At 67.3% G+C, this 12,889-nt stretch carries 13 protein-coding genes; 9 read left to right on the top strand and 4 right to left on the bottom strand.

Annotation, left to right across the window (positions count from 1 at the left end):
* The 9 genes from ACIP1U_RS26690 (at position 1) to ACIP1U_RS26650 (ending at position 9,176) form a co-directional block, all read left to right on the top strand.
* Positions 1-1,344 carry an amidase gene (locus ACIP1U_RS26690; RefSeq protein ID WP_400321640.1) on the top strand — a complete coding sequence of 448 codons (1,344 nt, stop codon included), beginning with the start codon at positions 1-3 and terminating at the stop codon, positions 1,342-1,344.
* Positions 1,345-1,394: 50 nt separating this feature from the next.
* Positions 1,395-2,621, top strand: coding sequence for an ABC transporter substrate-binding protein (locus ACIP1U_RS26685; protein WP_400321637.1), 1,227 nt, complete (start codon positions 1,395-1,397; stop codon positions 2,619-2,621).
* 76 nt (positions 2,622-2,697) lie between these two features.
* Positions 2,698-3,387: a DUF2848 domain-containing protein gene (locus ACIP1U_RS26680; protein ID WP_400321634.1), complete on the top strand. Its 690-nt coding sequence runs from the start codon at positions 2,698-2,700 to the stop codon at positions 3,385-3,387.
* Positions 3,388-3,448: 61 nt separating this feature from the next.
* Positions 3,449-4,225 carry an ABC transporter ATP-binding protein gene (locus tag ACIP1U_RS26675; RefSeq protein WP_400321631.1) on the top strand — a complete coding sequence of 259 codons (777 nt, stop codon included), beginning with the start codon at positions 3,449-3,451 and terminating at the stop codon, positions 4,223-4,225.
* 16 nt (positions 4,226-4,241) lie between these two features.
* Positions 4,242-4,961: an ABC transporter ATP-binding protein gene (locus tag ACIP1U_RS26670; protein ID WP_400321629.1), complete on the top strand. Its 720-nt coding sequence runs from the start codon at positions 4,242-4,244 to the stop codon at positions 4,959-4,961.
* Between the two features lie 9 nt (positions 4,962-4,970).
* Positions 4,971-5,855 (top strand): branched-chain amino acid ABC transporter permease, encoded by an 885-nt coding sequence (locus ACIP1U_RS26665; RefSeq protein ID WP_400321626.1) that lies wholly within the window; start codon positions 4,971-4,973, stop codon positions 5,853-5,855.
* Entirely contained in the window at positions 5,855-6,871 is a 1,017-nt protein-coding gene (locus ACIP1U_RS26660; protein WP_400321623.1) for a branched-chain amino acid ABC transporter permease, read from the top strand. The genes ACIP1U_RS26665 and ACIP1U_RS26660 overlap by 1 nt, the downstream gene beginning before the upstream one ends.
* 149 nt (positions 6,872-7,020) lie before the next feature.
* A complete protein-coding gene (locus tag ACIP1U_RS26655; protein WP_400321620.1) occupies positions 7,021-8,157 on the top strand; it encodes an FAD-dependent monooxygenase in 1,137 nt (378 codons plus the stop codon).
* A 170-nt stretch (positions 8,158-8,327) separates the two neighbouring features.
* Entirely contained in the window at positions 8,328-9,176 is an 849-nt protein-coding gene (locus ACIP1U_RS26650; protein WP_400321617.1) for an IclR family transcriptional regulator, read from the top strand.
* 34 nt (positions 9,177-9,210) lie between these two features.
* Here ACIP1U_RS26650 and ACIP1U_RS26645 read toward each other — a convergent pair whose 3' ends face one another.
* The 4 genes from ACIP1U_RS26645 to ACIP1U_RS26630 all read right to left on the bottom strand — a co-directional run bounded on the left by ACIP1U_RS26645 (position 9,211) and on the right by ACIP1U_RS26630 (position 12,883).
* Positions 9,211-10,218: a tripartite tricarboxylate transporter substrate binding protein gene (locus ACIP1U_RS26645; protein ID WP_400321614.1), complete on the bottom strand. Its 1,008-nt coding sequence runs from the start codon at positions 10,216-10,218 to the stop codon at positions 9,211-9,213.
* 8 nt (positions 10,219-10,226) lie between these two features.
* Positions 10,227-11,054, bottom strand: a complete 828-nt coding sequence (locus ACIP1U_RS26640) for an IclR family transcriptional regulator (RefSeq protein ID WP_400321611.1) — start codon at positions 11,052-11,054, stop codon at positions 10,227-10,229.
* Positions 11,055-11,679: 625 nt separating this feature from the next.
* Positions 11,680-12,417 carry a CoxG family protein gene (locus ACIP1U_RS26635; RefSeq protein ID WP_400321608.1) on the bottom strand — a complete coding sequence of 246 codons (738 nt, stop codon included), beginning with the start codon at positions 12,415-12,417 and terminating at the stop codon, positions 11,680-11,682.
* Entirely contained in the window at positions 12,407-12,883 is a 477-nt protein-coding gene (locus tag ACIP1U_RS26630) for a (2Fe-2S)-binding protein (protein WP_400321605.1), read from the bottom strand. The genes ACIP1U_RS26635 and ACIP1U_RS26630 overlap by 11 nt, the downstream gene beginning before the upstream one ends.
* Between the last annotated feature and the right edge of the window lie 6 nt (positions 12,884-12,889).

Here is a 12,889-nt window from a genome sequence, read left to right as displayed (position 1 = left end):
ATGGAAGCCACCGTAGCCACCGCCAGGCGCCAGCTTGCCGACGGCAGCGCCAATGCGCTGTCCCTGCTGGCCTCGTGTGTCGAACGCATCTGCAATCCCGGCGGCGAAGGCGCCCGCGTCTTCCCGCACGGCGTCAGCATGGCCGCGCGCAAGCAGGCGCAAGCCAGCGACATGCTGCGCGAACAGGGCGTGGCCGGTGCCCTTGCCGGGGTGCCGGTGTCTGTGAAGGACCTGTTCGATGTGCAGGGCGATGTGACCCGCGCCGGCGCGAAGGTGCTGCCCGAGCGCGCCGCCAGCGCCGATGCCCCGGCCATTGCGCGGCTGCGCGCCGCGGGCGCGGTCTTTGTCGGCCGGACCAACATGACTGAGTTCGCCTATTCCGGCGTCGGCATCAACCCGCACTACGGCACGCCGCGCAACCCGTTCGACCGGCAGGCCGGGCGCATTCCGGGCGGCTCGTCGTCCGGCGCGGCGGTCTCGGTGACAGACGGCATGGCGCTGGCCGCGATCGGGTCGGACACCGGCGGCTCCTGCCGCATCCCGGCAGCGCTGTGCGGCATCGTCGGCTTCAAGCCCACCGCGAGCCGGGTGCCGCTGCAGGGCACCGTGCCACTGTCGCCCAGCTACGACTCGGTCGGCTGCCTGGCCAATACCGTCGCGTGCTGCGCCGCGGTCGACGCGGTGATGGCCGGCGAATCGCCGCCCGCGGCGCCGGCCAGCCTCGCCGGACTACGCCTGGCCGTGCCCGGCGGAATGGTGCTGGACGGGATCGACTATACGGTCGCACAAACGTTCAGCGACGCCTTGCGCCGGCTTTCCGCCGCCGGCGCGCTGCTGCAGGACGTGGACTTCGACACCTGGGGCCAGCTCGGCGACCTCGGTCACGGCGGCGGGTTGGTGGCCGCCGAGGCCAGTGCCTGGCACGGCAAGCTGATGACGGCGCACGCCGACCGCTACGACCCGCGCGTGCTGTCGCGCATCCGGCTGGCCGACGGCCAGCTCGCTGCCGACTACCTGCGCATGCGCGATCGCCGTGCCGCGCTGTGCCGGCAGGCGGATGCGGAACTGGCGGGCTTCGATGCCGTGATGCTGCCGACCGTGCCGATCGTGGCGCCGCGCATCGCCGACCTCGATAACGACGACGCCTTCTTCGCCACCAACCGGCTGCTGCTGCGCAACCCGGCCATCGCCAACATGCTCGACCTGTGCGCGCTGTCGGTCCCTTGCCATCGCCGCGGCGAGGCGCCGGTGGGCCTGATGCTGTTCGGCCGGCATGGCGCCGACCGCAGGCTGCTGGCGATCGGCATGGCGGTGGAAGCGGCGCTGCGGCAGTTCCATAGGTAAGCCCAGCCTGAGCAGTACCAACTATTCCTACAAAGACCCAAGGAGACAACATGCCTGATATCCGCATCGGCGCGGCCGCGCTCGCCTGCGCCAGCCTCATCTCGGGATCCGCCGTGGCGGCCGACCCCGCCCCCATCAGCGACGGCATCGTCAAGATCGGTGTGCTCACCGACATGTCGTCCATCTTTTCCGATATCGGCGGCAAGGGCTCGGTGATCGCCGCGCAGATGGCTGTCGACGACTTCGGCGGCAAGGTGCTCGGCGCACCCGTGCAGGTGGTAAGCGCCGACCACCAGAACAAGACCGACGTGGCCGCCACGCTGGCGCGTGGCTGGTTCGACAACCAGAAGGTCGATGTCATCCAGGATGCGCTGCCGTCGTCGGTGGCGCTGGCCGTTTCCAACCTGGGCAAGCTCAAGCACAAGATCGTCATCGCCAGCGGTGCCGGCACCACGCGGCTGAGCAACGAGGACTGCTCGCCCTACACCATCCAGTACTCGTACGACACCTACGCCTTCGCCGCCAACACGGTCAAGGCGCTGGCGCGCCGCGGCGACAACAGCTGGTACTTCCTGACTGTCGACTACGCGCTGGGCGCATCGCTAGAGAAGGACGGCACCGAGGCGCTGTCGAGCGTCGGCGGCACGCTCAAGGGCAAGGCGAAGCACCCGATCAACTCCGCCGACCTGTCGTCGTACCTGCTGCAAGGCCAGGCGTCCGGCGCCCGCGTGATCGGGCTGGCCAACGCCGGCGCCGATACCGTCAACGCGATCAAGACCGCTGCGGATTTCGGCATCAACGGCAGCGGCAAGCAGCGGCTGGCGGGCCTGCACATGTTCATCAGCGACATCCACAGCCTCGGCCTGCAGGCCGCGCAAGGCATGACCCTGACGACCTCGTTCTACTGGGACCGTGACGACGCCACGCGCGCGTGGTCGCAGCGCTTCTTCGTCAAGACCGGCAAGATGCCGACGCTGGTCCATGCCGGCGTGTATTCGTCGACCATGCACTACCTGAAGGCGATCCAGGCCGCGCGCACCGACGAAAGCGATGCCGTGCTCGCCAGAATGCGCGCCACCCCGGTCAACGACTTCTTCGCGACCAACGGCATCATCCGCGCCGATGGCCTGATGGTGCACGACATGTACCTGGTCGAGGTCAAGCGGCCGCAGGAATCGAAGCGCCCGTGGGACTACTACAAGATCAAGAGCGTGATCCCGGCCAGCGAAGCGTTCCGCCCGCTCCGCGCCAGCGCCTGCCCGCTGGTCAGGAAGTAAGCCAGCCCGTCCATGCGGCCGGCGCTGACGCCGGCCGCCCATCACCCACACTCCCCCGCACAGAGAGCCCCCGAACATGAAGACCCTTACCTTCGATATCGACAGCCGCCAGGGCAAATTGCAACGCGCCGTCGCCATCCGCCAGCTGGTAGTGGCGGGCTGGACCGGCCGCGACGTCGAGGCCATGGAAGCCCATATCCGCGAGCTGGAAGAACTGGGCGTCAAGCGCCCGCCCTACACCCCCGTGTTCTATCGCGTTGCCGCCGAACGGCTGGGCGCCGCGCCGGAGATCCAGGTCAGCGGCGAGGCCAGCAGCGGCGAAGCGGAGTTCCTGCTCGTCAATGACGGCGGCGAGATCCTGGTGGGCATCGCCTCGGACCACACCGACCGCGAAGCCGAGACTTACGGCATCACTGTGTCCAAGCAGATGTGCGAGAAGCCCTGTGCGCAGACGCTGTGGAAGCTGGCGGAAGTGGAGGGCCACTGGGACCAGCTGGTACTGCGCTCGTACGCCACCATCGGCGGCGAACGCGTGCTGTACCAGCAAGGTGCGGTGACGGCGATGCGCTCGCCGGCCGACCTGCTGGGCCGGTTTGCTGGCCATGGCGGCAGCTTCGGCGAAGGTTCGGCGATGCTGTGCGGCACGGTGCCGGCCATCGGCGGCATCCGCCCGGCGCAGCGTTTCGAGATCGAACTGGAAGATCCGGTGCTGGGCCGCACGCTGCGCCACGCCTATGCGATCGCGACGCTGCCGGTGGAGGGCTGAGCATGGCGCGCCATCCATTTCGCCACGGCAACGTGGCGGTCAACGACAAGGAGGCACGGCCATGCCGCATGACGACCTGATCCTGGCGACCCGCAACCTCGGCAAGTCGTTTCGCGGCTTTACCGCGGTCAACGGTGTCAACCTGCAAGTCCGGCGCGGCTCGATTCATGCATTGATCGGCCCCAACGGCGCAGGCAAGACCACTTGCTTCAACCTGCTCACCAAGTTCCTGGAGCCGACCACCGGCACCATCGTATTCAACGGCATCGACATCACCCGCGAAAAGCCCGCGCAGATCGCGCGCCGCGGCGTGATCCGCTCGTTCCAGATCTCGGCGGTGTTCCCGCACCTGACGGTGATGGAGAACGTGCGCATCGGGCTGCAGCGCCAGCTTGGCACCGCTTACCAGTTCTGGCGCAGCGAACGCTCGCTCGATGTGCTCAACGACCGCGCCATGGAGCTGCTCGAGCAAGTGGGGCTGACCGAGTTCGCGCAGACGCTGACAGTGAACCTGCCGTACGGGCGCAAGCGCGCGCTGGAGATCGCCACCACGCTGGCGATGGAGCCGGAGCTGATGCTGCTCGACGAGCCCACGCAGGGCATGGGCCACGAGGACGTGGACCGCGTCACGCAGCTGATCAAGACGGTCTCGGCAGGGCGCACCATCCTGATGGTCGAGCACAACATGAGCGTGGTCTCGTCGATCGCCGACAAGATCACCGTGCTGCAGCGTGGCGCGATCCTGGCCGAGGGGCCTTACGCCGAGGTGTCGAAGGACCCGCGCGTGATGGAGGCCTACATGGGCACGGCCGATGCCGAGCTGCAGGGCGCGCACTGAAGCGGGGGACGATACGATGAGCACGAACAACACACCCGCACTCGAAATCAAGGGCCTGCAGGCCTGGTACGGCGAATCGCACATCCTGCACGGCGTCGACCTCACGGTGAACCGCGGCGAAGTGGTGACGCTGCTGGGCCGCAACGGCGCGGGCCGCACCACCACGCTGCGCGCGATCATGGGCCTGACCGGCGCGCGCAAGGGTTCGATCAAGGTCAACGGCAACGAGACCATCGGCCTGCCGACGCACAAGATCGCGCACTACGGCATCGGCTACTGCCCCGAAGAGCGCGCGATCTTCTCCAGCCTGTCATGCGAGGAGAACCTGCTGCTGCCCCCGCAGCTCAAAGGCAAGGAATCGGGCATGAGCGAGGCCGAGATCTACGACATGTTCCCCAACCTGAAGGAGCGCCGCCAGAGCCAGGGCACGCGCCTGTCGGGCGGCGAGCAGCAGATGCTGGCGGTGGCGCGCATCCTGCGCACCGGCGCCAACCTGCTGCTGCTCGATGAAATCTCTGAAGGGCTGGCGCCGGTGATCGTGCAGGCGCTGGCGCGCATGATCCGGATGCTCAAGCAGAAGGGGTACACGGTGGTGATGGTGGAGCAGAACTTCCGCTTCGCCGCGCCGCTGGCCGACCGCTTCTACGTGATGGAGCACGGCAGCATCGTCGAACGCTTCGATGCCAGCGAATTGCAGGCAAAGATGCCGGTGCTGCATGAACTGCTGGGCGTATGAGGAGCCACCATGAACCTGTTTGAAATCCCCTTGCCCGCGCTGCTGTCGCAACTGCTGCTGGGGCTCGTCAATGGCGCCTTCTACGCCATGCTGAGCCTGGGCCTGGCCGTGATCTTCGGCCTGCTCAACGTCATCAACTTTGCCCATGGCGCGCTGTTCATGCTGGGCGCGGTACTGGCCTGGGCCGGCATGTCATATGCCGGCCTGAGCTACTGGGCGATGCTGGCACTGGCGCCGCTGGCGGTGGCCGGCGTCGGCGTGGCGATCGAGAAGACCATGCTGCGCTGGATCTACAAGCTCGACCACATCTACGGCCTGCTGCTGACGCTGGGCATCACGCTGGTGATCGAAGGCGTGTTCCGTTCGGTCTATGGCGTTTCGGGCCTGCCCTACGCCCCGCCGGAAGCGCTGCAAGGCGCGTCGGACCTGGGCTTCATGCGGCTGCCAAACTATCGCGTGTGGGTGGTGGCGGCATCGCTCGCGGCATGCCTGTCAACCTGGTACGTGATCGAGAAAACCAGGCTGGGCGCGTACCTGCGCGCGGGCACCGAGAACGCAAAGGTAGTCCAGGCGTTCGGCGTCAACGTGCCACGGATGGTGACGCTGACCTACGGCTTCGGCGTCGCACTGGCCGGCTTCGCCGGCGTGCTGGCGGCGCCGGTGATGCAGGTGTCGCCGCTGATGGGGCAGAACCTGATCATCGTCGTGTTCGCGGTGGTGGTGATCGGCGGCATGGGTTCGATCCTCGGTGCAATCCTGACCGGCCTGGGGCTGGGCGTGATCGAAGGACTGGCCAAGGTGGTCTACCCCGAGGTGTCGTCGACGGTGGTGTTCGTGGTCATGGTGGTCGTGTTGCTGCTGCGCCCGGCCGGACTGTTTGGAAAGGAGAAGTGATGAACGGATCGACTATCGCTACCCTCGGGCTGCAGCCGGCACAGGCCGCGCGCCGCCTGCCGCGACGGGTAGTCTACGGCGCGCTGCTGGCTTGCCTGCTGGCCGCGCCGCTGGCCGGCGCTTATCCGGTGCTCGTGCTGAAAGTGCTGTGCTTCGCGCTGTTTGCGTGCGCGTTCAACCTGCTGATCGGCTATGCCGGCCTGCTGTCGTTCGGCCATGCGGCGTTCTTCGGCGGTGCCGGCTATGCAGCGGGCCATGCCATGAAGGTGTGGGGCGTGACGCCCGAGATCGGGCTGGTCCTGGGCACGGGGACCGGGGCGCTGGTCGGTTTGGTGATGGGAGCACTGGCGATCCGCCGCCAGGGCATCTACTTTTCGATGATCACGCTGGCGCTGGCGCAGATGCTGTTCTTTATCTGCCTGCAGGCGCCGTTCACCGGGGGCGAGGACGGGCTGCAGGGCATCCCGCGCGGCAAGCTGTTCGGCGTGCTGCCGCTGTCGGATGACCTGACGCTGTACTACGTGGCGCTGGCCATCGTCGTGGCGGCGTTCGCGCTGATCGTGCGCACGGTGCATTCGCCGTTCGGCCAGATCCTGAAGGCGATCAAGGAAAACGAGCCGCGCGCGGTCTCGCTCGGTTATGACGTCGACCGCTTCAAGCTGGCCGCCTTTGTGCTGTCGGCGGCGTTGGCGGGATTGGCGGGTTCGGTCAAAGCGCTGGTGCTGGGCTTTGAGACCCTGAGCGACGTGCACTGGTCGATGTCGGGACTGGTGATCCTGATGACGCTGGTCGGCGGCCTGGGCACCTTGTCCGGCCCGATCGTCGGCGCCTTCGTGATCGTGGCGCTGGAGAACAAGCTGGGCGACATCGGCAGCTTCCTGGCCTCCGCCACTGGCCTGCAGTGGTTCAACGGGCTGGGGGAATCGGTATCGATGGTGACCGGCGTCATCTTCGTCGTCTGCGTGCTGGCTTTCCGCAAAGGGATCGTGGGAAGCATCGGGCGGCAGCCGGAATAGGCTCTTCTTACTGCGCGTTAACCCTTGGTTGACGCTTCCCCCCTCATGAATTACCTTTTTATGAACATATCGTTCATTTATGAACAAAACAAGTCAGCGCGCGCCCCACCGGTTCCGGAACGTCTCGCTGGCGTTACCGGAACGGCAACATGACTTTGAAGATCGGCATCAACGGCGCCGGCATCGGCGGGCTGGCCGCGGCCATCGCGCTGCGCAAGCTCGGTTTGGACGCGGTGGTTTATGAACAGGCGCCGCGCTTTGCCCGCGTCGGCGCGGACATCAACCTGACGCCCAACGCGGTGCGCGCACTGGACGGCCTGGGCGTCGGCGATGCGCTGCGCGAGACCGCCGCGCGGCCTTCCCACCGCATCAGCCGCATGTGGGACACCGGCGAGGAAACCTCGCGCCTGCCGATGCAGGAAGACGCCGAGCGCCGCTACGGCGCCCCGCAGCTCACCATGCACCGGGCCGACCTGATGACCGCGCTGGAAGCCGCGGTGCCCGCCGCGAATGTGCGCCTGGATCACAAGGCCGTGGCGATCGTCCCGGACGCCCACGGCGCCACGCTGCGCTTTGCCAACGGCACGGAAGAGCGCGTCGACGTGCTGGTCGGCGCCGACGGCATCCACTCCACGGTGCGCACTGCCCTGCTCGGCCAGGAAAGCCCGATCTTCACCGGCGTGGTCGCGTACCGCGCCGTGGTGCCCGCCGAAAAGCTGGCCGGCGTGCCTAACCTGAACGCCTTCACCAAATGGTGGGGTCCGGACGCCGCCACGCAGATCGTCACCTTCCCGCTCAACCGCGGCCGCGACATCTTTATCTTTGCCACGGTGGCACAGGAGGCGTGGCGGCATGAATCGTGGACCACGCCAGGCCGCGTGGAGGAGTTGCGCAGCGCGTATGCCGGTTTCCATCCGGAGGCGCGCGCGTTGCTCGATGCCTGCGACGAGGTGTTGATTTCCGCGCTGTATGTGCGCGACCCGCTGCCGCGGTGGTCGTCCGGCCCGGTCACGCTGCTGGGCGATGCATGCCACCCAATGATGCCGTTCATGGCGCAGGGTGCCGGCATGGCGATCGAGGATGGGGTCGTGCTGGCGCGCTGCCTGGCTGATGCGGCACAGGATGGCGCTGCCGCTGTGCCCGCGGCGCTGGCCCGCTACCAGGCGGCGCGCCACGAGCGCACCAGCCGCATCCAGATCGGCTCGCGCAGCAATGCCTGGCTCAAGGAAGGCGGCAATGCCGACTGGGTGTACGATTACGACGCCTGGAACGTGGCGCTGGGGTGAACACACGCTGGCGGTTTGCTCCCCTCTCCCGCTTGCGGGAGAGGGGAGCGTTTGCCAAGGGTGATGGCAAATGGCAACGTCTTCGCAGACCGACGGCCCTCGCGATTGGATTATTGCCACCAGCCTGACGGCCGCGCGCGCGGCCGTCTTCCGTTAACAGTAAAACCTGAATGCCCAAGTCCCGCCCGCCAACCGAACCCGACCTCGACCTCGACGACAGCACCGAAACCGAAGACGCCCGCGAAGCGCAGCTGGTCTCGCCGGTGATCCGCGGCCTGCGCCTGCTGCGCTATATCGCCGAAGGCGGCTCCACTGCCAACCTGAGCGAGGTCGGCCGCCGCATCGACGTGAACCGCGTTACCGTGATGCGGTTGCTCGATACGCTGGAGCACGAAGGCATGGTGGAACGCCTGTCGCATGGCGGCCACCAGGTCGGCTTCAATTTCCTGAAGCTGGCGTCACGCGTATTGGCATCCAACGACCTCACCAGCCTGGCCACACGCGTACTGGCAAGGCTGAGCGATTCGCTGCAGCTGTCCGCGTACCTGGTGGTGCGCGACGGCGGCCATGCGCTCTACCTGCTGCGCCACATGCCCGCGGCCTCACTGGTCAGCAATATCCAGGTAGGCAGCCGCGTGCCGGCGCATCTGACCACGCCCGGCCGGATGCTGATTGCCGACCTGCCGCCGGAAACAATGAAGGAATTGCTGGGCCCGGACCCGCTGCCGACCGTGACCGGCCAGAGCCCGGCCACCCATGCCCGGCTGGCCGATATCCTTGCCGCCGACCGCGAGCGCGACTGCGCGTGGAGTTTTTCGGCCTACGAGCCGGGGATCGATTCCTGCGCGGCGCCGGTGCGCGGCGCCGAGGGCGCGGTCGTCGCCGCCCTGAGCGTGGCGGGACCGCAGCAGCGCTTCGAGCAGGACGGCACACTGCGCGAACGCGTGGAGAAGGAAGTCAGGGTGGCGGCGCGCGACCTGTCGGCGCTGCTGGGCCATCGGCCCGACCGGCAGCGCTGACGCCAGCCACGGTTATTCCGCGGTTATTCCAGGTTTATTCCGCGGTAATCCCGTACTCGCGGATCAGCTTTGCCCACGACGCGGTTTCCTCGCGGATGCGCGCGTCGAGCGCCTGCGGTGTGCTGCCGGCCGGTTCCATGCCCTGGCGCTGCAACTCCGCGCGCACTGCCGGCGTAGCCAGCAAGGCGCGCACGTCGGCGCTAAGCCTATCCGCCGCCGGCTGCGGCGTGGCCTTCGGCACCAGCAGCGCATACCAGGAACTGACATCGATGCCGGGTACGCCCTGCTCCGCCAGCGACGGCACGCCCGGTGCCGCGGGCGAGCGTTTGGCCTGCGTCACGGCCAACGCGCGCAGCTGGCCCGACTGGATGAACGGCGCCAGCGTCGGCCAGGTACCGAACAGCATCGGCACCTGCCCGCCGACCACGTCGTTGAGCGCCTGCGTGGTTCCCTTGTACGGTACATGCAGCAGCGCAATGCCGGCCATGTGGCGGAACAGCTCGCCCGCCAGGTGCAGCCCGCTGCCGACGCCGGGACTGGCGTAGCCAAGAGGCTTGCCGCTCTTGTCGGCCTGCTGCGCCAGCTTCACCAGCTCCTGCACGCTGTTCGCCTTGACCGACGGATGCACCGCGAGCACGTTGGGCGATCCCGCCAGCAGGGATGCTGCGCGGAAATCGCGTTCGACGTTGTACGTCAGCGCCGGCATCAGCGTCGGATTGATGGTGAGGTTGCCAGCCGGCGCCACCAGCAGCGTGCAGCCGTCGCCAGGCGCGCGCCGCACGGCATCGATACCGATATTGCCATTGGCGCCGGGCTTGTTATCGACCACGAACGGCGTGCCGCGCTTCTGCTGCAGGCCGTGCGCCAACGTGCGCGCCAGCTGGTCGGCCGGGCCGCCGGCCGGAAACGGCACCACGATGCGCACGTTGGCGCAGCCAGCCGCCTGCGCTGCCGGCCACGGCATGGCCGCCGCCAGGGCCATTGCCGCGCCCAGCCATTGGCGCCGGCGCGGCGATCTCTTCAATTGCCTGGATTGCTGCATGCTGCTGCCTATACAAATGGTTTCGACATGACCGGACGATAGTCGAGCAGGCGCGACAGCTCGGCCGCCGCCTGCCTGACTTTCTCGACCATGTCGTCCAACTGGTCGGGTTCGATACGCGCGGCGGGGATGGTTGCGCCGAGCGCCGCCACCACCTTGCCGGTGCGGTCGCGCACCGGCGCCGCGATGGTGGAGATGCTGGCCTCGAAGAAGCCTTCATGCAGCACGTAGCCGCGCTCGCGATCGCGCTGGACCATTTCGTACAATTCCTGGACCGTGCGTGGGGTGCTCTCGGAATACACTTCGAGCTGGTCTTCCGGGTACAGCGCCCGCAGTTCTTCCAGCGTCAGGTCTTCCAGCAGCACCCGGCCCAGCACGGTAGCGTGCGCCGGCAGCCGCGTGCCGACGTTGACCGTGCTGGCGAACGGCCGCGCCGCCACCGACTTGGCCACGTAGACGATCGAGCGCCCGTCGCGCACCACCAGGTTGCACGGGTAGTGGATCTCGTCGCGCAGCCGGTCGAGCAGCGGCCGGCCCAGCTCGGTCAGCTCCAGCGAGGCCAGGTAGTCAAACCCCAGCCGCAGCACCGCCATGCCCAGGCGGAATTCGCGCCCGCCATCGGTGCGCTCGACAAAGCCCATCATTTCAAGCGTGGCCAGCAGCCGGAACACGGTCGAGCGCGGCACCTTGAGGCGGCGCGCCAGGTCGGCGGCGGACAAGGTACGCTCGCGGCTGCTGAACTCGCCCAGCAGCCGCAGCCCGCGCTCCAGGCCGGGCACGATGTATTTATCCTGGCCGCTGTCCTTGTCGTCCTCTTGCGGCGTATCGGTGGTCATGGTCTGTCTCTGCAGGTTTCGGTCTTGGCGTAACGCCTTCATATATCACGCCTGAAGGCGATAGGGTACCTGTTCTGCGGACGAGACCCCTTCTTTGGGGACGGGCTTGGGCACTTGACGTTCAATACTTCGTCGAGGCGCCTGCCCTCTCCCCCAGCCCCTCTCCCGCAAGTGGGAGAGGGGAGCGAACAAGCGGGCCGGGAAAGGCTGGCGCATTCGATCGGCGATAGCGCCAAGCGAGCGCAGCGACGCGACGCGTTCCGTGCCAGGGCCAGGGCCAGTGACCTGAGATGCTGCCGGCGCGCAGCGCAGCCGAAGGCGTTCCTACCATGCCGCCAGCAGCAGGGGCCATCCACAGCTCTGGGCTCGTTCAATAATCGCATCAATCCCGAACCACCGTGGCGCACCAAGGCGGCAGGCAGCCCGGCTTTGTGAGGAAGCCAAGCCCCGTACGAAACCCCCCACCCACTACGATAAAAGTGGCCGCCCGCCCAGGGCAGTAAACGCGCTTTTTGGTGACTTTTTGTCGCTCGGACAAAAAGTTACCCGCCCTTCAGGGCGGAACCGGGCATATCAAATATCCACCAGATTCCAACCCGCAGCCCCAGAAAATCGACCCACACCCTCACCGCAAATAATCCCGCAACCAAGCCGCACACTGCTCACCATGCGCCGCGGGCCAGCGCACCACGATGGTCTCATTGCGGCGGCGCAGCTCAACGCAGATGTCGCTCAGCGGCCCGCGCGCGGCATCGCCACGCCCAAGCAGCCGCGCAAACAAGCCAGGCGCTGCCGGCGGCGGCGGCAGCACCGCATGGCCATTGGTGACAGGCGCGGCGGCGGGTTGCGTGCGCACCCGCGCGGACGGCTGCGGTTTAGCTTCCACTTGCGGTTGTGATTGCGCTTGCCCCCGCCCCTGCGGCGACAGCCGCCCCAGCAGGTTAGCCCCAAACTCATCCCACATCCGGTCGGCCTTGGTCTTCATCACGCTCAGTCCGAACGTGCCGAGCCGCCCCAGCACATCCACTTGCACCCTGATGCGCAGCTGCGTCGAGCCATCGTCCTGTTCGGTCAGGAAGATCTCGCTGGACTGGCGCAGCGAACTCGCCACCGACGCATCCTCGCCGGTGCCTTCGGTGCGCAGGTAATGCGGCGCACGGGTCTCCACAATCTTCGTATGCAGCCGGAAGCGCGCGTTGATGAAAGCGATCTTCACCGCCATATGCGCGATGTACTCGACATCGCTCAGCACCTCGATCGATTCCATGCCGGGCACGCAGGCGCCCATCACGTTGGGGTCGAGCAGCAGCTCCCATACGCGCGCCGGCGGCGCCGCGGTGACAAGGGTCTTTTCAATTTCCACGCATTTTCTCCGCGGCGGACAGCACGGACTCGACGATGCCCACATAACCGGTGCAGCGGCACAGGTTGCCGTTCAGGCCGTGGCGGACCTCGTCTTCCGTCGGGTTGGGATTATTGGCAAGCAGCGCGCACGACGCCATCAGGAAGCCGGGCGTGCAATAGCCGCACTGCAGCCCGCCGTTGTCCATGAAGCACTGCTGCAGCGGATGCAGCTGGCCGTCGGCGGCCAGCCCTTCGACTGTCATCACATCGCGCCCGCGCGCCTGCACGGCAAGCATCAGGCAGGACTTGACCACCTCGCCGTCGACCAGCACGGAGCAGGCGCCGCAGATGCCGGTTTCGCAGCCGCGCTTGGTGCCGGTCAGGTTGAGGTCGTCGCGCAGCAGGTCGGAGAGCAGGCGCCGGGCCGGCACTTCCACCTGGTGTTCCTCACCGTTGACGGTGAGTTCGATGCTGACTTTGTTCATGGCGTT

This window comes from Cupriavidus sp. NPDC089707, from assembly GCF_044748965.1.
GTDB lineage: Bacteria > Pseudomonadota > Gammaproteobacteria > Burkholderiales > Burkholderiaceae > Cupriavidus.
The sequence above is the reverse complement of the archived record's forward strand: the minus strand, read 5'-3'. Positions and strand labels throughout refer to the sequence as shown.